At 47.6% G+C, this 21996-nt stretch carries 16 protein-coding genes and 2 riboswitches; of the genes, 5 read left to right on the top strand and 11 right to left on the bottom strand.

From position 1 onward, the window contains the following. Positions 1–94: 94 nt before the first annotated feature. Positions 95–2431 (bottom strand): helix-turn-helix domain-containing protein, encoded by a 2337-nt coding sequence (locus ACFVQB_RS28370; RefSeq protein ID WP_379447208.1) that lies wholly within the window; start codon positions 2429–2431, stop codon positions 95–97. Positions 2432–3006: 575 nt separating this feature from the next. Between ACFVQB_RS28370 and ACFVQB_RS28365 the strand changes: the two genes are divergently transcribed. Both ACFVQB_RS28365 and ACFVQB_RS28360 read left to right on the top strand, forming a co-directional pair. Further along, the gene (locus ACFVQB_RS28365) at positions 3007–5013 is read left to right on the top strand and encodes an endonuclease MutS2 (protein WP_379447207.1); all 2007 of its coding nucleotides are present in this window, start codon (positions 3007–3009) and stop codon (positions 5011–5013) included. A 99-nt stretch (positions 5014–5112) separates the two neighbouring features. Continuing rightward, positions 5113–5361 (top strand): cysteine-rich CWC family protein, encoded by a 249-nt coding sequence (locus ACFVQB_RS28360; RefSeq protein WP_379447206.1) that lies wholly within the window; start codon positions 5113–5115, stop codon positions 5359–5361. 53 nt (positions 5362–5414) lie between these two features. Here the strand turns inward: ACFVQB_RS28360 and ACFVQB_RS28355 are convergent, their stop codons facing one another. From ACFVQB_RS28355 to gcvH, 5 genes are all read right to left on the bottom strand, one after another. After that, the gene (locus ACFVQB_RS28355) at positions 5415–6566 is read right to left on the bottom strand and encodes a mannitol-1-phosphate 5-dehydrogenase (RefSeq protein WP_379447205.1); all 1152 of its coding nucleotides are present in this window, start codon (positions 6564–6566) and stop codon (positions 5415–5417) included. Beyond that, the gene (locus tag ACFVQB_RS28350) at positions 6563–6997 is read right to left on the bottom strand and encodes a PTS mannitol transporter subunit IIA (RefSeq protein WP_024633110.1); all 435 of its coding nucleotides are present in this window, start codon (positions 6995–6997) and stop codon (positions 6563–6565) included. The genes ACFVQB_RS28355 and ACFVQB_RS28350 overlap by 4 nt, the downstream gene beginning before the upstream one ends. After that, positions 6994–9099 (bottom strand): BglG family transcription antiterminator, encoded by a 2106-nt coding sequence (locus tag ACFVQB_RS28345; protein ID WP_379447204.1) that lies wholly within the window; start codon positions 9097–9099, stop codon positions 6994–6996. The genes ACFVQB_RS28350 and ACFVQB_RS28345 overlap by 4 nt, the downstream gene beginning before the upstream one ends. Then, positions 9099–10565 carry a PTS mannitol transporter subunit IIBC gene (locus ACFVQB_RS28340; protein ID WP_379447203.1) on the bottom strand — a complete coding sequence of 489 codons (1467 nt, stop codon included), beginning with the start codon at positions 10563–10565 and terminating at the stop codon, positions 9099–9101. Before ACFVQB_RS28340 ends, ACFVQB_RS28345 begins: the two co-directional genes overlap by 1 nt. A gap of 564 nt (positions 10566–11129) precedes the next feature. Beyond that, on the bottom strand, positions 11130–11519 hold the full coding sequence (gene gcvH, locus ACFVQB_RS28335; RefSeq protein ID WP_379447202.1) for a glycine cleavage system protein GcvH: 390 nt from the start codon (positions 11517–11519) through the stop codon (positions 11130–11132). A gap of 346 nt (positions 11520–11865) precedes the next feature. Continuing rightward, a riboswitch (glycine riboswitch) is annotated at positions 11866–11988 on the top strand. A 3-nt stretch (positions 11989–11991) separates the two neighbouring features. Beyond that, positions 11992–12092: riboswitch (glycine riboswitch) on the top strand. A gap of 197 nt (positions 12093–12289) precedes the next feature. Here gcvH and gcvT point away from each other — a divergent pair. The 3 genes from gcvT to gcvPB all read left to right on the top strand — a co-directional run bounded on the left by gcvT (position 12290) and on the right by gcvPB (position 16358). Next, positions 12290–13426 (top strand): glycine cleavage system aminomethyltransferase GcvT, encoded by a 1137-nt coding sequence (gene gcvT, locus ACFVQB_RS28330; protein WP_379447201.1) that lies wholly within the window; start codon positions 12290–12292, stop codon positions 13424–13426. Next, positions 13423–14778, top strand: a complete 1356-nt coding sequence (gcvPA, locus tag ACFVQB_RS28325) for an aminomethyl-transferring glycine dehydrogenase subunit GcvPA (protein ID WP_379447200.1) — start codon at positions 13423–13425, stop codon at positions 14776–14778. Before gcvT ends, gcvPA begins: the two co-directional genes overlap by 4 nt. A gap of 92 nt (positions 14779–14870) precedes the next feature. Continuing rightward, complete coding sequence (gene gcvPB, locus ACFVQB_RS28320) at positions 14871–16358, top strand: aminomethyl-transferring glycine dehydrogenase subunit GcvPB (RefSeq protein WP_379447618.1); 1488 nt, start codon at positions 14871–14873, stop codon at positions 16356–16358. A gap of 211 nt (positions 16359–16569) precedes the next feature. Here gcvPB and ACFVQB_RS28315 read toward each other — a convergent pair whose 3' ends face one another. The 5 genes from ACFVQB_RS28315 to ptsG all read right to left on the bottom strand — a co-directional run bounded on the left by ACFVQB_RS28315 (position 16570) and on the right by ptsG (position 21829). Further along, entirely contained in the window at positions 16570–16806 is a 237-nt protein-coding gene (locus ACFVQB_RS28315) for a hypothetical protein (protein ID WP_379447199.1), read from the bottom strand. A 25-nt stretch (positions 16807–16831) separates the two neighbouring features. Further along, on the bottom strand, positions 16832–17221 hold the full coding sequence (locus tag ACFVQB_RS28310; protein WP_379447198.1) for a hypothetical protein: 390 nt from the start codon (positions 17219–17221) through the stop codon (positions 16832–16834). Between the two features lie 498 nt (positions 17222–17719). Next, the gene (gene ptsP / locus ACFVQB_RS28305) at positions 17720–19432 is read right to left on the bottom strand and encodes a phosphoenolpyruvate--protein phosphotransferase (protein ID WP_379447197.1); all 1713 of its coding nucleotides are present in this window, start codon (positions 19430–19432) and stop codon (positions 17720–17722) included. Next, positions 19425–19700, bottom strand: coding sequence for an HPr family phosphocarrier protein (locus tag ACFVQB_RS28300; protein ID WP_024633102.1), 276 nt, complete (start codon positions 19698–19700; stop codon positions 19425–19427). The genes ptsP and ACFVQB_RS28300 overlap by 8 nt, the downstream gene beginning before the upstream one ends. Before the next feature lie 77 nt (positions 19701–19777). Beyond that, on the bottom strand, positions 19778–21829 hold the full coding sequence (ptsG, locus tag ACFVQB_RS28295; protein WP_379447196.1) for a glucose-specific PTS transporter subunit IIBC: 2052 nt from the start codon (positions 21827–21829) through the stop codon (positions 19778–19780). Positions 21830–21996: the final 167 nt, after the last annotated feature.

Below are 21996 nucleotides of genomic sequence, written 5' to 3'. Positions count from 1 at the left end.
TATTCCTGTCTTAACTCTGCTCCAATCACAGAATAAAGGCTGACCCTGAAACAAAGAAAAACCTGCCTGCCATGGCAGGCAGAGCAGGTTGCATTTATCGCTGCTGCTCCCGGTATTTTCCGGGGGTGGTTCCAGTAATTTTACGAAACGTGCGGATAAAAGCGGTAGGGTTCGTGTAATTGAGTTTCTCGGCAATCTCCGATATTTTCAGGTTGGTCGTCTGCAGCCAGATTTTGGCTTTTTCCATCCGGTATTCGGCAAGGTATTCCGTAAAGTTCACACCAGCCTCCTTCTTGAACACACGGCTCAGATAAACTGGATGAAAATTCAGTTCTTCTGCGCAAGCTTCCAGCGACAATTCACGATCATATCGCTCCTCGATCAGCCGAATCATGCGCCGGGCAATATTCAAATATTGAGACTCTTCCTGTTCGCGCCAGAATCGAATCACAGGTTGAAATAAACATTTGCGGAACCAGTTCGTCATTTCATCCAATGTGGACAACTTGAGCAGTCGAGCCATAGAGGCCTTTTCGCCCAACACTTCCGCCACATTTCCACCCTGCTCCTGCACAAGCTGATACACACGGGACAACAGTTGAACCATGATAACGGGATATTCGCTGAAGTGCAGCTTCTTGTCCGCAAGCAGACCGAGGTATTGCTTAAAGTACGCATCGGTTTTCTCCTCGTCCCCTTGCTTGAGCGCAGATGCCAACTGGTCTTCAATCATCCTGAGCTGTGTATATAACGCTGCCTCCGTCTGACCGCGCGGCTGAATATCTTCATAATGCAAAATAATACGGCTCCCCAGACTTACCCTGCCTTGCAGAGCCTCACGACTCTCCTGGTAAGCCCTTGGTGAATCACCTATTGCAGAATAGGAGCGACTAATACCGATACTTACAGGCAGATTCAGATAGGTCACGACCCGCTCACGGATCAATTCAGCTTGAGTGTGCATCCACTCTTTTAGCTGTACTTCATCATCCAGCACGGATGCCAGTACCGTAACCTGGGCGTCATCAATCATGACAGGTGCAAACCGAATCTCAGAGGGTAGCAGCTCACCGACCATATTGTTTAACGCGAACAGCAGCAGATCCCGGTCCTGCTCTTCATACCTTGTCCCTTCAAGGGTATCGATCTGAAGTGTAAGTAACCCAAGTCTGGACCATGTGGTCGGAAAATCGTACAACTGACCCTGATATCGGAAGTCATCTTCCGATATTTTGCCTGTAAGCAGTTTGGTCATAAAAAATTCCTGCAAATGAACATGCTGGCCCTTCATCTGCTCACGCATCGTTTTCTCCGAGCTGAACAAGGTCGATAATCGCTCTTCGATGTATATGAATTCATCCTGACGGCGTCCCGACGGAGCCAATGGAGAATCCAGTCCTTTCGTAAACTGCAGAAGTCTGGAAATGGGAGAATACATCTTGCGACTGCCATAGATGGCTACTAGTCCCGTCAAACATAACATGACGAGTGTAGCCACTCCCGTAACCAATGCAATTTTCTGTGACTGAGCGGTTATCTGACTCAGCGATACAACGGAGACATACAACCAGCCATTGAGTGGGGACTGCCTGTAGCTAACCGCCACCTGGCTTCCTTCCACCTCTGCGCTGAAGAAACCCTCCGATTGTCCCGTCGTTTGTACCTTTTCATGAATTTCCTGATTCAACGTGTCGTATTTCCCGTCTTGTTCTGTATCGTTGAGAAAATATTTCTGCTCCCGATCAAGGACGTACATATCCCCTGAATTCGGATTTCGGCTTAGAAATGTACTTAACTCTGTATCAGCTATGTCTATAACCAGAAACCCCTTTGGTTTCACATTCGTTGGTATCATCGGAATCTTGAATACCATGCTGACCACATTGTCGGATGAAATAAGGGTAGGCGCGGGTTCTTGTGCCGCTTCACCGACTCCGGCCGATACCGGTATACTTTCTTTGGATGAACTCACATTTTGCGTCACCCAAAACAGGCTGTTTGTATATTTCAAATAGGAACCAATCCGGTCCCGAATACTGAAATCATCCAATTTTCCAAAGGATCGCATCGATACAACCCAGTCTTCATCGAGATTCACAAGATAGGCCTGGTCAATATTTGTAACCGATTGCAAATTATTAAATCCGGAAGTTAGATCACGAATTTCCTGAAATTCGCTGCTGTCCAGCGGTTTTTTCATCGCTTGTAATACCAGTGGAGAATTCACATATTGGATGGACGATAATTGCAGGCTGCGTAATACTTGCTCTACCCGCATTTGAGTCTGATGCAGAATCTGCAAATTACTTTCCCGCACCTTCTGCTCAATGTCACGTGAAGCAATCGAATAGGAGACTGAACCAATAACAATGACCGGAAGGGCTCCGAGAATCATGGTAAAACAGAGCAAACGCAGCAGGTATTTAGGCAAAAAGAGCATCCTCCTTTGTGCATTTTGCGTTGTTTTGAACGAGAACGATTTCGGAATCGCTTCCCGATCTAATGCAAAACGTATGTATAATATCGCTTTCATTGGATTAATTTACTATTGTTATTTTAAAACCCATTGTTATTCAAGTCCACTATTTATTATTTAAGGTTGACTTCAAGGCAATTTCCAGTTTATATTAGTTGCATATTCCTCAATCAAAGGAGAGATTTTGATGTCGGTGAGCGTTCTTAACTAACAAGTTTCATATTCAGGAGTTTGGCCTTCGATTCACTTGTGCCTTGTGGCATACGTGTATTTCATGATGCGCCATTACCCTGTACTTAGTTAAGAACAGCGGATATCATAAATCGCCTCCGGGATTGTACGTGTCCGGGTCTATTTCCGCGCTGTGTTCAGCGTGGATTTTTTTGTATAGACCTATAACGGACCCTACTTTCCCCTACGTTAAGGGCGGAGAATGACGTTTGTTCATTCTCCGCCCTTTTTGCGTTTTTCGGGAATATGTTCCATCGCTTAAACCGAAATTCCATTTTATAACCAAGGAGAGATCAAGTATGAATGAAAACACAATAACCAGTCTGGGTTATCCCCAAATCCAAAAAAACGTTGCAGCCTGTGCCCTATCTTATTTGGGCAAACGTTATGCAAGAGACATGAAACCAATGGTGGACGCTCCTCTGATTCAAATTCGGCTGGAAGAGACCGCTGAAGCGGCTGCTTTGATTCGTAACGGCGCAAGTGTGCCTATTCCTTCACTGGATGGCATGGAGACCATTATGGATCTGCTAGGCACCGGTTATTTATTTTCGGAACGAGATTTCAGCCATCTCGCCCAGTTTCTGCGCAGCTGCGCACAGCTTATGAAATACATGGAGGGCAAAGCCGAAGTTGCCCCCACAGTTAGTCGCTACGCTTCATCCATGATATGGATGGAATCCCTGCTGAGTGAGATTGAACGCTGTATCCATAGTGGACGCATTCAGGATCAGGCGAGCAAGGAACTGATACGTATTCGCAAAAAAATGACAGTGAATGAGGAACGCATGAAGCGCAAGCTGGATTCTCTTATAAGCAAACATCGCTCCATCATGCAGGAAAATGTGATTAGTCAGCGTGGTGGAAGAACAGTGCTGCCCATTAAGAAAGAATTCCGCAAACACGTTAAAGGCAGTGTGCTGGATGAATCGGGTAGTGGCCAAACCGTATATATTGAACCTGCTGAATTAGTAGGTCTGCAAATGGAGATGGCTTCGTTGCAAGCCGAGGAATCACGGGAAGAAATGAAAATTCTTGGTGACTTAACCTCCTTGGCAGAGTCTTATAATCGTGAAATTGCGCTAAATACGGAAACGGTAGGGATTCTGGATTTCTTGTTCGCCAAAGCAAAATATGCGGCGACCATGGACGGACGGACTGTACGTGTCAATGCCAATGGACGGGTTCGGCTTCAGAATGCCCGCCATCCGTCTATGGGTGCATCCATGGTTCCGCTTGATTTTGCAATTGGTCAAACGTATTCCTCACTAATCATTACAGGGCCGAATACGGGTGGCAAAACGGTTGCGCTCAAAACATTGGGTCTGCTCACATTGATGATGCAATCCGGTCTGCTTGTCCCTGTCGCTGAAGATGGCGAGATGGCCGTGTATCATGAAATCGCTGTTGATATCGGCGATGGACAGAGCCTGGAGCAAGCACTCAGTACCTTTTCTGCACATATTCGCAACATGATTGGCATCCTGGATCAAGCCGATTCATCGACGCTTGTGCTTATTGATGAGATGGCCTCTGGTACCGATCCCGGTGAGGGAGTGGGACTCTCCATCGCCATGCTGGAGGAACTGCACAGTCGCGGAGCTACCGTTATCGCCACTACCCATTTTGGGGAAATCAAACATTTTGCAGCAGCCACGCCTGGCTTTGAGAATGCACGAATGGAATTCGATACGGTCTCTCTTCAACCTCTTTATCGATTGCGGATCGGAGAAGCCGGGGACAGCTATGCCTATTCCATTGCACTGAAACTGGGCATGCCACAGCGCATTATTGAGCGATCCAAGCTCATTTCGGATCAGGGTGTCTCGCAAAGTGTCTCTTCCAGCTTCACTCCATCCGTACCTAACGTAAATTCGTCGTCATCGCAAACAAACAGCACGGCTGAACAAAAACACTTGCATAAAGCAAGGAAGACAGTTCAACCTGTCAGCCCGTCCGTACAAACTGGAACAAGAAAGCAGTCCGGTGGGCCTGAAACATTAGAACCCATCTCCCCTGCCAAAGTATTCCGAAAAGGGGATCGCGTCTATGCAGCCTATCTGAACCAGTCAGGCATCGTCTGTGATCTGGAGGACAGTCGCGGAAATATCGGAGTCATGCTGCGTGGACGCAAAGTCAAAATTCACAAAAAACGCCTGACCTTGTATATCTCCGCAGATGAACTTTATCCGGGTGACTATGACCTCGACATTGTGCTGGAGACCAAAGAAAACCGCAAGAAACGCAAACTGATGAGTCGCAAGCATGTGGAAGGACTGAAGATTGAATTGCCTCCTGAAGAATAACCACGGGATTGAGGATTGATATAATGAGTTGAGTTGGTATACTTTAATGAACCTATCGATCGTTCGTGGTTAGAAATTCATCGGGGAAGGAAGACTCGTATGTCTGTTGAACAGGATACAAAGAAGTTTACTCCAGAAGTTCTTGTATGTCCTTTATGCGGTGAGGCCAATGGCTGCTCTTATGCCGCTGGCCGTCCTCATTCAGAATGCTGGTGTAACCAGGCTGTGTTCCCGGAAGGTGTATTTGACCCCATTCCGGCAGAACAGAGCAGGAAGTCTTGTATATGCGAGGCTTGTCTGGATACGTATAAAAAGAACGCAGAGCAAAATAAAGAGCCCCACAGTTAACCCTGTGAGGCTCTTCTTCTATTGATATTAATTTTGTATGGAAATGAAGATCGTTACTTCTGCAATTGTTGATAATGCGCTACAGCCTGTTTCAGTACAGGATGGCTCTCGTCCATGGACGTATACTGGCTGAGTGCTGCTTCAACCCCTTTTTGCTGGATCGCAGTCTGGAGTTCCACCGCTTCCGGGTCTTCGGAAATATCAAATTTGCAGGCAGCCGCCATGCCCATCGCCAAATGTGTTGTCTCCGTGCCATACTCATAAGCCTGGAGAGCCGGGCGTACCAAACGGTCATTCGGGGACAGTTTCCGCAGCGGTGAACGTCCTACACGAGTTACTTCGTCCGTCAGATGCGGGTTAACGAACCGTTCCAATATTTTGGCAATGTACAACTGATGATCATCGGCATTGAACCCAAAACGCTTCACCAAAACTGCTCCGGTTTCCTGCAGGGCCCCATATACGATGGATTTGACTTTTTCATCGGCAATAGCCTTCTGAATCGTATCAAACCCGTTCACATATCCAATATAAGCGGCAATACAGTGTCCGGTATTAACGGTAAACAGCTTCCGTTCGATATACGGCTCCAGATCATCCACATACATTACACCTTCAACCGGTTTGAATGCAGAAGCCATTTGTGAACGGTCAACAACCCATTCATAGAAAGGCTCTACCTGTACATGCAATGGATCTTCATGATGCTGAATTGGCACAATCCGATCTACGGCAGAATCCGGGAAATACACATACTGATCCGCAAGCAGGCGGGTACGCTCATCCAGCAGACCATATATATGTTCTTTCAACTGAGTGCTGGCTCCAATTGCATTTTCACAGGCAATAATGTGAAGGGGCTGGAAGACATCACCCGTTCCCAGTCTGGACGTAAGTCCTTTGGCAATACCGGGAGCAATATGTTTCAGAATACCCACACCTACTGCGGTTGTGATCAGTTCAGCTTCTGCAACGTTCTGGGCAACGGTATCCAGATTGGTTCCATCGATTGCACTCACACCGGTAACTGTCTCCAGGTCCTTGGCCTCGTTAGCCAGTTCAACCGTGTACTCTCCACGCTGCTCTAGAGCCGTAACCAGCTCCTGGTTAACGTCCGAGAAAACGACATTGTAGCCTGCACGGGACAAAATCAAACCGATAAAGCCACGTCCAATATTACCTGCTCCAAAGTGAAGGGCCTTCATAGTTCCATTTCACTTTCCAAAATAGTGATGACTTCCTCAGCGGTTTGAGCATGACGCAAAGCTTCCATGTTCTCTTCCTCGGCGCAGATGACTGCGATGCTGGTCAGGATCTCCATATGTTCTCCACCCTGAGCGGCGATACCAATCACCATATACGCTTTTTCTTCCCCAAAATCAACACCTTGCGGGAACTGAATGACCGATATGCCTGTGGACAGGATGAATGATTTGGATTCCTTCGTGCCGTGTGGAATTGCAAGTCCGTTGCCGACATACGTGGAGACAATCTCTTCACGCTCAAGCATTTTGTCAATGTATTCAGCGGTGATATGTCCCGCGTCTTTCAAAATTTGACCTGCCATACGAATCGCTTCGTATTTGTCCTGAGCCGTTGCATTCATGATGACTTTATCTTTAGTTAACACACTCATGTTTGAATACCTCCAATTTCGGTTTTGCTGCGGTAAAATCCCGCAAGTTCTTGGGACAAGTAATGAATAAGATCATCCCGGTTGCCTTTTTCAAGTAATGCAATCATTTCTTCCTGCAACAATAGCGCACTGATCTCACTCAGTACCTCCAAACTTTCCTTCGATAACTGTCTCGGTCCAAGCATCAAGAGCACATGACTAACACCTGCCGGGTCTTCCGGCGTGCGCAGAAGCGGCTTTGTCAATTGGAACAGCGTAATTGAAGGACTGTGAATGCCATCACTGCGTGTATGAAACAGCGCGAGGGAAGTCCCGGGAATCTTCTGGCTTCCAACCGCTTCACGCTCCTCCAGCAGCCTGGCAATCTCTTCTGGATTATTCAATACACCGGATTGATGTAAAACGTTGCACATGGCGTAGGCCGTTTCAAAAAATCCGATATCCTGATTATCCAGCGGGAACACCTGAAACTTGCCGATAATCTGTACGATTTCAATCAGGGTGGCTTCCAGTCCAACTGGATCGGAAATCCGTCCTGTTGTCCTTGAATCTGCTTCAGTTGGGGGACTATGTTCCCGCTGAAGCGTCGTTGTCCTGATAAAGTGCCTTAACCGTTCACTTTCTTCTGCCGTCAGCAGTGGGCTCACCTTGTAGTATTGATGTTTATCCATTGGAAGATCAACGGTAGAGAGAACGAGATCATATTCCGTCTTCGGTATACGTGCGGCTTCATACCAGGATACACTGTCCACAATTCGAATTTCGGGAATTTCCTTGGACAGGCGGCTTGATAACATCCGTGAAGATCCAATCCCGCTCGTACAGACGACGACAGCCCTGATTTCACGCTTGAGCACCCGCAACCGTTCTATGGAAGCACCGAAGTGCATCACCAAAAATCCGATCTCCTCATCCGGCACATCCGTATGGGGCCAGGCCTCTCGCACTGCTAACTTTACATCCTCAAATAGTGATTCATAATCCTTGCGGATCTGCTGAAGTAACGGATTACGGATAAGCTGTCGCCCATCCATTCGTTCCAGCACCGGCTCCATATGGGCAATCAGACCTTCACGGAGCAGACGATCCTCATGGAACGAATAATGAGTTTTCTCCTGCATCCGATCTGTGAGGGAACGAACCATGTCGAGTAGGACCAGATCATCTATGGGCAGCAAACGTGAGGAATGAATTGATTGCTCGATTTCAATCAACAGCCTGTGAAAATAAGCCTGCTCCTCGCCCACAAACTCCAGCCCAAGCTGGGCAGATAGAACTCCGCACAATCGGGAAGCCAAATATTCCGGCACCTTCCGCTCGTCTTGCAGAGGAGTTCCAACGTCTTTTTTGTCCTGTTGTGTGCCCCTACCTATGCCAAAGCCTTTGCGAATCCGCACAACAGCTACAGATAATTGAATCAGTAGCTTCATGTATTGACGCTCCGGGATGTTTTCCAACCACTCAATATCTGGCTGCCATAACGCATTTTCGACCGTAAGTACGTCCTCATGTCCTATCATTTCCAGAAGTTTGCTGTTTACTTTGGAAACTCCCTGATCCGCTTGTCTACCGAACAAATCGGATTCATCCAGATATTCAAGAGCGAGCGCCGAAATAGCCATGCGATGAGCCAGCTCGCTTCCATTGATCTTGACCCCATATCCACGCCTGCGAACCAGTTTCAATCCCGCCAGATGAATGCGTGGCTCCAGATCGTCCAGATCGTTGCTTGCCGTAGATACGGTAACCTTCAGATCTGAGGCCAGGGCAAGCAGCTTCACAGGCTCGGATTCATCCAGCAAAATACAAAGCATGAAGAGTTTACGCTCTTCGGGCGTAAACTCCACATATTCGTTAAGCTCAAGTTGTTGGCGCAATACGGCCAAATCATCGGAACCGGGATCAATTCGAACCCCGGTTCCCGATTTTTTTTCCAATCTCATGCCAAGGGGCTCAAGCCATTGTTCAATCATCTGCAACTCCCGATGTACGGTGCGAGTGCTTACTTTGACCGCAACAGCTATATCGCCAGCAGTTACCTCATGCGGATGCTCCAGCAGGAACTCCACGATCTCACGCTGTCTCCTTGTAATATTACTCATCAGGAGTCAGATTTGAGGCGCTCCACCAGTGCCTCATATTCAGGACTCTTCAGGAAGTTATCGATGGAAATATGTTCTGCATTTGGAGCCACGGATTTGGCCCGGTCTGTCAATGTTTTCTGTGTGATGACGATGTCGGCATCTTGTGGAATCTCACTGATCGCCGTGTTAGTTACAGCGACATCCACACCAGCTGCCTTCATTTTCTTCCGCAGTATCGAGGCCCCCATGGCACTTGAACCCATACCTGCATCACAGGAGAATACTATTTTATTGATATCCGTTTTTACTGCCGAAGAAGCAATATCAGCCGCACGGTCAGCTTCCCGATTATCTTTATCAACGGTGAGGTTGCCCGTTTTGCCCTGATTTTTCATATCCTTCATACGGTTGGAAGCACTATCCAGATCTTCGTCATCCTTCTGTTTGCCTGTTTTGAGCAGCACAGACGCCACAAGGAAGGAGATGATCGCAGCTACGGCTACCCCTGCAAACATGCCAAGATATCCACCCTTAGGTGTTAACAACGAGTAGGCAATGATACTTCCCGGTGACGGTGCTGAAACCAAACCAGCTCCTGTCAGCATGAAAGTCAATGTACCCGCTACGCCACCAGCCATCGCAGCCAGAATCAGTATCGGTCTCATCAGAATGTAAGGGAAATAAATCTCATGAATCCCGCCAAAGAAATGGATGATTACTGCACCTGGAGCGGAAGATTTGGCTGATCCCCGACCGAAGAAGCAGTATGCCAGCAAAATGCCGAGTCCAGGTCCTGGATTGGATTCAAGCATGAATAATACGGATTGACCCAGTTCTCTTGCTTGATCCGTACCAATCGGTGTCAGGATCCCATGGTTGATGGCATTGTTCAGGAACAATACTTTTCCTGGCTCAATGATCAGATTGACCAGTGGGAGAAGACCAGCATTCATCAACGTTTCTACCCCGGCCGATAACACCTTGCTAATTGCTTCAACAAAAGGCCCGATGCCTTTAAGGGCTAGAAGGGCCAAAATCCCACCAATAATACCAGCGGAAAAGTTGTTAACCAGCATCTCAAACCCTGATTTGATTTTGCCATCGACAGCCTTGTCAAATTTCTTAATGACCCAGGCTCCCAATGGACCGGCAATCATGGCGCCAAGAAACATTGGAATGTCACTGCCGACAATAACCCCGATGGTCATGATTGCGCCGACTACACCACCACGTTGGCCGTGTACCATGGTACCGCCTGTGTAACCGATAAGCAAAGGTAGCAAATATTTGATCATTGGATCAACCAGCAATGCAAAATCTGCGTTAGGGAACCATCCTTTTGGAATGAACAATGCCGTAATCAAACCCCAGGCGATAAATGCACCCATATTCGGCATAACCATACCGCTTAGGAAACGTCCAAACTTCTGAACGCCGACCCGTATTCCTCCGCTTTTTTCGGACTTTGCGTCCACTGAACTCATATTGAAAACCTCCTCAACATATTAAACCTTTATTCCCCTGAATTTGGACTACAATGATCCAGACGAACGAAGGTACAACTCTGCAATAAATCTTAATTTACAACCATATCGTAAATGAAAACGGTATCTTCTACAACGAAATGAAAACCTACTTCCGTCATGAACGTTGATGACAAGATTTAAATTTAAAGGATTCTTCCATATTTAAACCTGTATATGCATCGGAACCTGTTATTCCCTTTCATGTATCATTCCCACGAATTGCACCATTTTAATGACAAATAAAATTGTGAATTTATTCTATTTTGACAATCTGTTTCCAACTCATTTAGGGATGATGATGAAACACGTTAGAGTGATAATCATCCCGTCCGATTTATCCGTTAACAACGACAAAAGGCGCAATTGCTCATCCTGTGTCAGATGAGGCCATTGCGCCTAAGCATTCTCCGAATGAGCAGTATCACTATCCGGATCTATAATCAATCCATTCATTTTTTTTCGTTAAACGAACTTTTACATCAAGCTGAAACTCCCTGTTAGCCAGAGAATCGAACATTAATATTATTCCGTATGTTGACGATACGCATCCGCATTCATCAACGTGGACAGTGCTGCTGTCAGGTCGCCCTCAACACGAATCTCGATCATCCAGCCTTCGTCATATGGAGAGTTGTTAACCAGCTCCGGAGAATCCTGCAATGCATCATTTACAGCAATAATCGTTCCACTGACAGGAGAAAACAGATCCGAAACGGTTTTGACGGATTCAATCGTTCCAATACTATCTTCCGCTTTTACATCCGATTCCAGGTCAGGCAATTCCACAAACACAATGTCACCCAGCTGATGCTGTGCGAACTCGGTAATGCCAATACGTACGGTATCCTCCCCTACGGTCTGCACCCATTCGTGCTCTTCACTGTACAGGAAATCACTTTTCAATTCGCTCATCGATATCCGCCTCGCTTTTCATTAATGAGTGCATGCGTTTCTTTGACCTAAACCTTTTTCCCAGAACATAGCGTATGATATTTTTGAATCAAATGTCAAGATACCTTACAATTTATTTGATTTTCTTCCTTATATGCCTGTAACTCATTTGGACTCTCCCTACATATAATGGGGAATATTAGAAAAGTAAGCGCGCTCTTTATAAATAGACGAACATTATGATATTAATTAAAAATTTCATTCGGATTTTTTATTGTTTTCTATGATATCGTTCTTGACATCAATAGTCGATTCAGGCTTTAATGAGAGTAGTAAATGTGTTTATTGGTCTATGCAATACCCGCGGATGAATGTAAAGGGAGAGATTACCCTTGACACCCGAATCAGGGTGTACATGCGGTAACGCCGAAGGAGTAAGCCACCGACAAGCGGAGGTGAATCTCTCAGGCAAAAGGACTTTTACGGGACGCAACTCTGGAGAGCATCTATTCGCCCTGTGTGGGCGTTATGATCACCCAAGGGGAAACCTGCTGCATCAGGCGGCGGGGTAACTCTCAGGTACCAAGGACAGAGCCTAAGAATACAGCGTGCTTCTGGCATGCCGGTTCTTTGGCCTGTCCTTTTCCTTTTTCCCAAAAAAACGAAAACAGGTTATAGAGCGGCGCAGCCTATAGCGTCCTTACCTTACTTTTATCATAAAATATGATCCCAGATTCATTGATCCATGGTTATACACTCGGCCGGTTGACGGCCCATGACGAGGTGATTGGATGTCCGATTTGCTTAGAACCCCACTCTTTCCACTCTATCAGCAATATGAAGGCGTACGATGCATTGATTTTGGTGGCTGGGAGCTCCCGGTACAATTCAGCGGAATTCAGAAAGAGCATGAAGCGGTGCGAGAACGTGCCGGATTATTTGATGTATCCCACATGGGCGAATTCACTGTACAAGGTGAACACGCAGAAGCTTTTTTACAGCACATGACCACCAATGATGTAACAACACTCGTTCCCGGTCAGGCCCAATACACGTTAATGTGTTATCCGGATGGCGGCGTGGTCGATGATCTGCTGATCTATAAACTGAAAGACCAGCATTATATGCTGGTGGTTAATGCCTCCAACATCGACAAGGACTGGGCATGGCTGCAACAGCACATGACGCCAGGCGTAACGATGACCAATGATTCGGATCAAACGGCGCTGCTTGCTCTGCAAGGTCCGCTGGCAGTGGATATTCTCGGAACGGTGACAGACACTGATGTGTCTTCGATTGAGCCTTTCCGCTTTGTGGCAAATGCGACGGTCTGTGGCGTTACATTGCTGTTATCCCGCACCGGATATACAGGTGAAGATGGCTTTGAACTCTATGTTCCTGCGGAACAAGCTGCTGCGGTCTGGAACGGATTGATGCAAGCGGGAGAAGGTCACGGACTCGTTCCGACAGGACTGGGTGCCCGGGATACGCTGCGCTTTGAAGCCAAGCTGCCCCTGTATGGACAGGAATTGTCTGCAACCATCTCACCGCTGGAGGCTGGCGTTGGCATGTTTGTGAAGCTAAATGCCGGGCCGTTTATCGGACATGAAGCCTTGTTGCAGCAAAAAAATGATGGGCCTGCCCGCAAGCTGGTCGGCATCGAAGTGCTCGAGCGCGGTATTCCCCGCCCCCATTATCCGATTTACGCCGAAGGTGTTCAGATTGGTGAAGTGACCACAGGCACCCAATCCCCTACGCTGAAACGCAATCTGGGGCTGGCCCTGATTGACAGCAAATATGCTGCGCTGGGTACCCCGCTGGAGATTGAGATTCGTGGCAAGAAACTGAAAGCCGAGGTCGTAAAAACCCCTTTTCATAAACGGACACGTGCGCCAAAGACACCTACTCAAGGAGCTGATCAAGCATGAGCAAGCATCGCTACATTCCCATGACCGAGCAGGATCAGAGTGCCATGCTGGCAACCATCGGTGTGGAAACGATTGAGGATCTGTTCCATGACATTCCACAGGAGATTCGCTATCAGGGTGAACTGCCTGTTTCCTCCAAACTCGATGAATATGCACTGACACGTCATATGTCGAAGCAAGCGGGAGCGAATGCCAACTTCGAGACACACGCCAGTTTCCTGGGTGCAGGCATTTATGATCACCACGTTCCTTCCGTCATTAATCATGTCATCTCCCGTTCCGAGTTCTATACCGCCTATACACCTTATCAACCCGAGATCAGCCAGGGAGAATTGCAGGCGATTTTCGAGTTTCAATCCTACATCTGTGAGTTAACAGGCATGGCTGTAGCCAATGCCAGCATGTACGATGGTGCGACTGCATTCGCGGAAGCAGGCAATCTGGCCGCAGCGGCAACCCGCCGCAAACAGCTGATTGTGTCACGTACCGTGCACCCTGAATCCCGTCAGGTATTGCAAGCTTATGCACATGGCCTCAATTTGGAGATTGTTGAGATTGGATATCAAAATGGTGTAACAGACTGGGATGCCCTGCAAGCCGCCGTGTCCGATGACACCGCAGCCGTCATGATCCAAAGCCCGAACTTCTTCGGCGCCGTGGAAAATGTAAAACAGGCCGCAGATCTTGCGCATTCGCATAAAAGTCTGCTCGTAGTCAGCGCCAACCCGCTATCGCTGGGTCTGCTGGAAGCCCCAGGCAAGCTGGGTGCTGACATCGTCGTTGGCGACGCACAGCCCCTTGGTATCGCCGCTTCACTCGGCGGTCCAACATGCGGATACTTCGCCGTATCCCAGGCTCATATGCGCCGGATTCCTGGCCGAATTGTAGGCCAGACAACGGACCGCAACGGCAAGCGTGGTTTTGTACTCACGCTGCAAGCACGGGAACAGCATATCCGCCGTGAAAAGGCGACGTCCAACATCTGTTCCAATCAGGCTTTGCTCGCACTGAGCGCCTCTGTTTATATGTCCATCATGGGTAAACAAGGTATGATTGACGTCGCTGATTTGAATTTGCAAAAGAGCCATTATGCCCTTAACACGCTTACCGCTATTCGAGGGGTCTCTCTTACGTTTACCGCACCAACTTTCAATGAGTTTGTTATCCAACTGCCTGAAGGAATAAATGTGGAATCACTGCAACTGAAATTGCTCGATGCAGGTTTCATTGGTGGCTATGAGCTTGGACGTGATTATCCTGAGCTCGCCGGACATATGCTGATTGCGGTTACTGAACGGCGCAGCAAGGAAGAGATAGACGAATTCGCACGTGTATTGGAGGGATCGCTGTGACTCAGAAAACGACAACAAAGACAACGACGACATCAGCACAAGGACAATCGGAAACAGTAACCTCTTTCTCTACTTCGGGCCAACCTGAAACCATCACAACAGTCACTAACCAGGCTGTCTCTCCAGCACCGGAGCAATCGTTGATTTTTGAACTCAGCAGTCCGGGTCGGGTGGCGTATTCCTTGCCTGAGTGCGACGTTCCCCGTCAAGCTGTCGATTCCCTGATTCCCCGGGAAATGCTTCGGTCGGAAGCAGCGGCATTGCCTGAGGTTTTTGAAGTGGACGTCATTCGCCACTACACTGCCCTGTCCCGTCGTAATTTTGGGGTAGATAACGGATTCTATCCACTCGGCTCTTGTACGATGAAATATAATCCGAAGATTAATGAGGATGTGGCCCGTTACAACGGGTTCGCCAAAATTCATCCATATCAGCACGAATCCAGCATCCAAGGTGCACTTGAACTGCTCTACACGTTGCAAAATGACCTTGCCGGACTAACCGGTATGGACGCCGTTACGCTGCAACCGGCCGCTGGTGCACATGGCGAATGGACTGGGCTCATGATGATCCGTGCCTACCACGAAGGTCGTGGTGAACAGCGCACGAAGGTTATCGTACCGGACTCTTCTCACGGGACCAACCCGGCAAGTGCAACCGTAGCAGGTTTCGAAACGGTAACAATCCCTTCCCGCGCAGACGGTCTGGTAGATCTGGATGCACTTCGCGCAGCTGTTGGTTCGGATACCGCAGCACTGATGCTGACCAACCCGAACACACTCGGACTTTTTGAGAAAGACATTCAGGAGATTGCTTCCATTGTGCACCAGGCAGGTGGCTTGCTGTATTACGATGGAGCCAACTCCAATGCCATCATGGGCATCACCCGGCCTGGCGATATGGGCTTCGACGTGGTGCATCTGAACTTGCATAAAACGATGAGCACTCCGCACGGCGGGGGTGGACCTGGTGCCGGCCCGGTTGGCGTGAAGAGCCGCTTGATTCCGTTTCTACCGAAACCGCTGGTCATCAAAAATGATGAGGGCTTATATGCATTGGATCGCGAAGGTGATCAATCCATTGGCCGGGTCAAAGCGTATTACGGCAACTTCGGTATTCTGGTCCGTGCCTATGCCTACATTCGTACCTATGGACCTGAAGGCTTGCGCCGGGTATCTGAATGTGCCGTGCTCAACGCCAACTACATGATGGCCCGTCTCGCACCTTACTACGAGATTCCGTATCCAGGCGTGTGCAAACATGAATTTGTGATGTCTGGCCGGGGGTTGAAACAGTACGGTGTACGTACACTGGATGTTGCCAAACGATTGCTTGATTTTGGGTATCACCCGCCAACCGTGTACTTCCCGCTGAACGTGGAGGAGTGCATCATGATTGAGCCGACGGAAACGGAGAGCAAAGAAACACTTGATGGATTCATTGATACGATGATTCGCATTGCCAAGGAAGCAGAAGAGACACCTGAACTGGTACTCAATGCCCCTTATGGCACACCGGTTACCCGTCTGGATGAAACAACAGCAGCTCGTAAACCTGTATTGAACTGCGCTTGTAGTTAAAAGCTAACCTAATAAACTTGCATATGATCATGCCTGCAACCACATCCGAACTATGTTCTCATCCCAGGTTTGGACACGATCATTACAATGGAAACATATTCAGTCGTTGATACTCATTAATAAATGCCAAAAACAGCCGCTTTCTGCTTTCTGCGCGGCTGTTTTTTCTAATAGCTTTTTAACCTGTCAGCTTTATTTTATCTTTGTCGTTCTAAGGCTTCCAATTGGCTCGTTCCTTCTTGCCCAATCGCGGGCAAGTGTAACAATAGGAGCGAGCTTGTCGTAAATATTGCAGGCAACAGACATTTTTGATCGCAAGTCTCTTCGAAGGCTCCAGCGGATGATCAATCAATCGAACCCTGACGCGAAGCGGATTCTTGGCTAGACCAAATACATCAGCTTCCAGACCATTTTGCTCCACCTGTTCGTCAGCGGCAAACTGACGCAAGAGAGCTTCATCGTCTGGATACGTATCATAGGCTGTTGGAGTCTTTCCTGTATATTGTTGAAACGCCCACGAAAAAATATCCCGGGCTGAGGCCAGCGAGCTTGGCCAATTCATCTTGTTTTAACTCATGATCCAGATGATCATTCATATAATCGGCAACACGAGCAATCGCAGAAGCGGTTGGCTCAACGCTTTCCGGCTTGGCCTGCGCTTGAACAAGTAAAGTCATCAGACCGTATAATAGGGCCTGTCTATTGAAGTGTTCCTCGTCACCAGCGACCTCCATTTGAAGCAAACGTTCGCAAGAGTGAGCGAGTTGTTGCAGGTCTTTACACCAAAATAACCCTTCCGTGAAAGCATTGGTAGCAATCATCTGCTCTTCCCCGCCATTTTCGTATACTTCGAAACGGACCAAACATCCTTTTAACGCCTGTTCATCCGCCGCCAGCCTTGACCCTCTGCCCAGGAGTCAGCAAATAGACCTCTCCTTCGTTTAATCGAGATATGTGTTCGTTTGATACCAAAGTTCCGGAGCCACTTGTACAAAGAACAGCGGAATGTTCTGCTGTCGCAGCATGAACCATTTCTCCATTTCAGGACACTTCAAACGAATCGATACTGCTATATTTAAGCACCTTGCCTGCCTTCTTTTTATTGAGCTTCATGGTAACCCTACTTTCTCCCTCAGCATGATGTCCATTGATTGGAATATTTGATTACCTTAATGATAATGATTTTCAACCAAGATACAAACGGAAAAATGTAACTTCTCTGCAGAATAGAAATATCGGCTCAAACAAAAAAAGCCGGTATCTGCTGTAACAACAGATACCGGCAAAATCGCTGCACGACTGCAGCTCTTTCATCGGAAAAAGAAACCCTTAAAATCGGGTGGAAACCCCATAAAATTACATTACGCTTGAATGCTTTGAACCAATTCAACGACTTGCTCAGCCGTTTGCATATCCAGTGCTTTGGCAGCAAGCTCTTGCATGTCTGCACGGGACAGCTTGGTGATCTGACTGCGAGCTGGCAGAATGGATGTTGCGCTCATGCTGAACTCATCCAGTCCGAGACCGAGCAGCAATGGAATTGCTGTTTCGTCTCCGGCCATCTCTCCACACATGCCAACCCATTTGCCTTCACGGTGTGCTGCATCGATTACCATTTTAACCAAACGCAAGATGGCAGGGTTGTATGGTTGATACAGATACGCCACACGCTCGTTCATACGGTCAGCAGCCATGGTGTATTGAATCAGATCGTTCGTTCCGATACTGAAGAAATCCACTTCTTTGGCGAATTGATCCGCCAGAACCGCAGTCGAAGGAATTTCGACCATGATTCCCAGTTGGATGCTGTCTGAAACAGCAATACCTTCAGCAACTAGCTTTTCCTTCTCTTCGAGCAGGACAGCTTTGGCTTCACGGAATTCACCCAGTGTTGCGATCATTGGGAACATAACACGCAGGTTACCATGTACGCTTGCACGCAGCAATGCACGCAATTGAGTACGGAAAATATCCAGACGGTCCAGACACAGACGAACTGCGCGGAAACCGAGGAATGGATTCATTTCTTTTGGCAGATCCAGATATGGAAGCTCTTTGTCTCCACCGATGTCGAGTGTACGAACAACAACAGGTTTGCCTTCCATTTTTTCCAGTACAGCCTTGTAAGCATTATACTGAATGTCCTCGGAAGGAAGTTTGTCTCTGCCCATATACAGGAACTCGGTACGGTACAGGCCTACAGCCTCGCCGCCGTTCTCCAGAACACCGGCAACATCATTCGGTGTACCGATGTTGGCTGCCAGTTCCACATGAACGTTGTCCACCGTTACCGTTGGCTCATCACGCAGTTTTCTCCACTCCGCACGTTGTGCATCGTATTGCTCCTGTTTGGCACGATACTCAGCAATAACATCATCCGTCGGATTAACCAGTACGTGACCGTCCAAACCGTCAACGATAATCATATCGCCTTGTTTCGCTTGAGCCAGAATGTCCTTCGTCCCAACGACAGCCGGGATTTCAAGCGAACGAGCCATGATCGCGGAGTGAGAAGTACGTCCACCAATATTCGTTGCGAAACCTTTAACATATTGACGGTTCAGTTGAGCCGTGTCGGAAGGCGTAAGATCCTCCGCAAGCACGATCACTTCTTCACTGATCTCAGCCGGACTCATGAATTCGATACCAAGCAAGTGATTTAGCACACGTTTGGTTACATCACGCATATCCGCAGCACGTTCCTGCAGGTAAGCACTCTTCATGTTTTCGAACATTTCGATAAATTGCGTTGCTGTTTCGTTCAATGCGAATTCCGCATTAACCTTATCATCTGCAATTTTCGCTTTAACCGGATCAATCAGTTCCGGGTCATTCAGAATGAGCAAATGCGAAGCAAAAATCTCAGCTTTTTTCTCGCCAAGCTCTTGTAAGGTACGCTCTTTGATCGCCTCAAGCTCAGCCTGGGACTTGCCCAGAGCCGAGTCGAGTTTCGCGATCTCTGCGTCAACGTCGTTGATTTCGCGTTTTTCTACAGAGTAGTTGGGATGCTCCAAGATAAACGCCTTGGCGATAGCAATACCCGCCGAAGCCGCGATCCCAGAAACATTAAGCATTAATTTCGCCCAGCCCTTCGTTAACCATAACGTCTGTCAGAGCTTGAAGAGCTTCAGCTTCTCCTTCGCCTTCAACGATGATGTTGATGGTATCGCCTTGTTCCAGGCCCAGGGAAAGTACACCCAGGATGGATTTCAAAGTTACTTTTTTACCGTTAGCTTCTGCAAAGGATTCTGCACCTTTGAATTTGTTTGCTGTATTAACCAGGGCTGTCGCCGGACGTGCGTGGATACCATCTTCGTCTGTAATTCTGAATGTTTGTTGCATTACAATCATCTCACTTTCAATAATTTAGTTTAGGCATTGCATATATTTACACTTGCTTGCCATCGTCGTAACACTTCTTATTTTATCTCAATAATCGGCTGATCGCCAATTTTCAGTAACCCACTTTTCGTTAGTGTTACTGTCGAGCCTTCTGGCAGGTTGGTGAAAATGACCGGAGAGATGATCGACGGAGCATTAGCTTTCACATACTCCAGATCCACTTCCATAATCGGCTGTCCTGCCGATACCAGGTCGCCTTCCTGCACAAGCACGTTAAAGCCCTGACCTTTCAGCTTCACCGTGTTGACACCTATATGAACAAGCACTTCCTTGCCTCCGTCAGACATAATGCCCACGGCATGTTTGCTTGGAAATACGTTAAACACCTTACCATATACAGGAGAAGCAATCTTGCCATCATGAGGCAGAACAGCAAAGCCATCACCTGTCATTTTCTCAGCAAAGACCGGATCAGGAACGTTTGTGATATCCATCAATTCGCCGTTAACTGGCATAACGATGTCTTCCGAAATAATACGTTCGCCGTCTTCACCTTGCGCCTTTTCCTGTTCAGGAGCAGGTTTAACATTAGCTGCTGGTGCCGGTGTCCGTCCTGCAATAATATCCTGCATTTGGGATTTAATCGTATCTGAACGTGTACCGAAGATGGCCTGTACATTATTACCCACTTCAAGGACGCCAGATGCACCCAATTGTTTCAAACGATCTTTATTTACACTGGATTTCTCATTTACTTCAATCCGCAAACGAGTTATGCATGCATCCAGATGTTTGATATTCTGCTGCCCACCGAAGGCTGCAAGAATATTGTGAGGCAAATCATCGGTTGAACCTGAGCTTCCGCCGCCCGAAACTGTTTCAGGAGTAGCCTCTTCACGTCCTGGTGTTTTCAGATTGAATTTGCGAATGATGAATCGGAATCCGAAATAGTAAATCACTGCAAGAATCAAGCCTACGATAATAACATCCCACCAAGGCGTGCGATTCGGGATAATTCCGAAGATCAGGAAGTCAATGAATCCACCGGAGAACGTCATCCCGATTTTGACTCCAAGAATTTGCATCGTCATGAAAGACAAACCTGCAAAGATACAGTGTACTGCAAACAGGATTGGCGCTACAAACAGGAATGAGAACTCAAGCGGCTCTGTAATGCCTGTGAGGAACGAAGTCAGCGCAGCTGATCCCATGATCCCTGCAACATACTTTTTGTGCTCCGGTCTTGCTTCATGGTACATCGCAAGCGCCGCAGCTGGCAAACCGAACATCATGAAAGGGAATTTACCGACTTGGAACGTCCCCGCTGTAAGGTTCACACCATCTCGCAGTTGATTGAAGAAGATTTGCTGGTCTCCACGAATGACATCTCCAGCTTTATTCACATATTCGCCGAACTCAAACCAGAATGGCGAGTAGAAAATGTGATGCAGACCGAACGGAATAAGTGACCGTTCTACCACTCCGAAAATGAATGCCGATAATGTCGGACTTGTATCTACCATGAAATGAGATACAGCATTCAGCCCATTTTGAATCGGAGGCCAGATGATCACCAGAAGCAACCCGATTAAGAGGGAAACGACTGAAGTGATAATTGGGACAAAGCGTTTACCTGCAAAGAAGCCGAGGTAAGACGGCAGTTCGATTCTGAAAAATCGATTGTAACATAGCGCGGCGGTAATACCGATGATAATACCTCCGAACACGCCTGTACTCAAAGTAGGGATACCCAAGATGCTGGCATAACCCGGTACTTCACCGATCATGGCTGGCGTAACACCAACAGCCGTACCCAGAGTCACGTTCATGACCAAGTAACCGATGATGGCCGCAAGACCTGCGACACCTTCTCCTCCGGCCAGCCCGACGGCTACCCCGACAGCGAACAGCAATGCCAGATTATCAAATACGATTTGACCCGCATTCATCATAATCGTCGCAATTGAGCTTACCCATGGGGTATCTAGCACTGTAGCATATTGCAGAAAATCCGGATTCACAAGCATGTTACCGATCCCTAGCAATAAACCTGCCGCTGGCAAGATTGCTACAGGTAGCATAAGAGCTTTACCTACTCTTTGCAATACACCAAAAAGCTTTTTAAACATTGCATCGTATCCACCTTTCTTTTAAATTTTTATGTTGTGATGCAAGCAAGGGAAAACAAAAAAGGCATGAGTTAATAAAGCAAATTGGTCCAACCTTTGGGTATAGCATACCCGGTATAAGGTAAGAACAATCACGCTCTAGATAACTCATGCCTGATCGAATCAGT

Source organism: Paenibacillus sp. NPDC057886 (assembly GCF_042796655.1).
Lineage (GTDB): Bacteria > Bacillota > Bacilli > Paenibacillales > Paenibacillaceae > Paenibacillus.
Note: the sequence above shows the minus strand (reverse complement) of the source record. Positions and strands in the feature narration are given on the sequence as shown.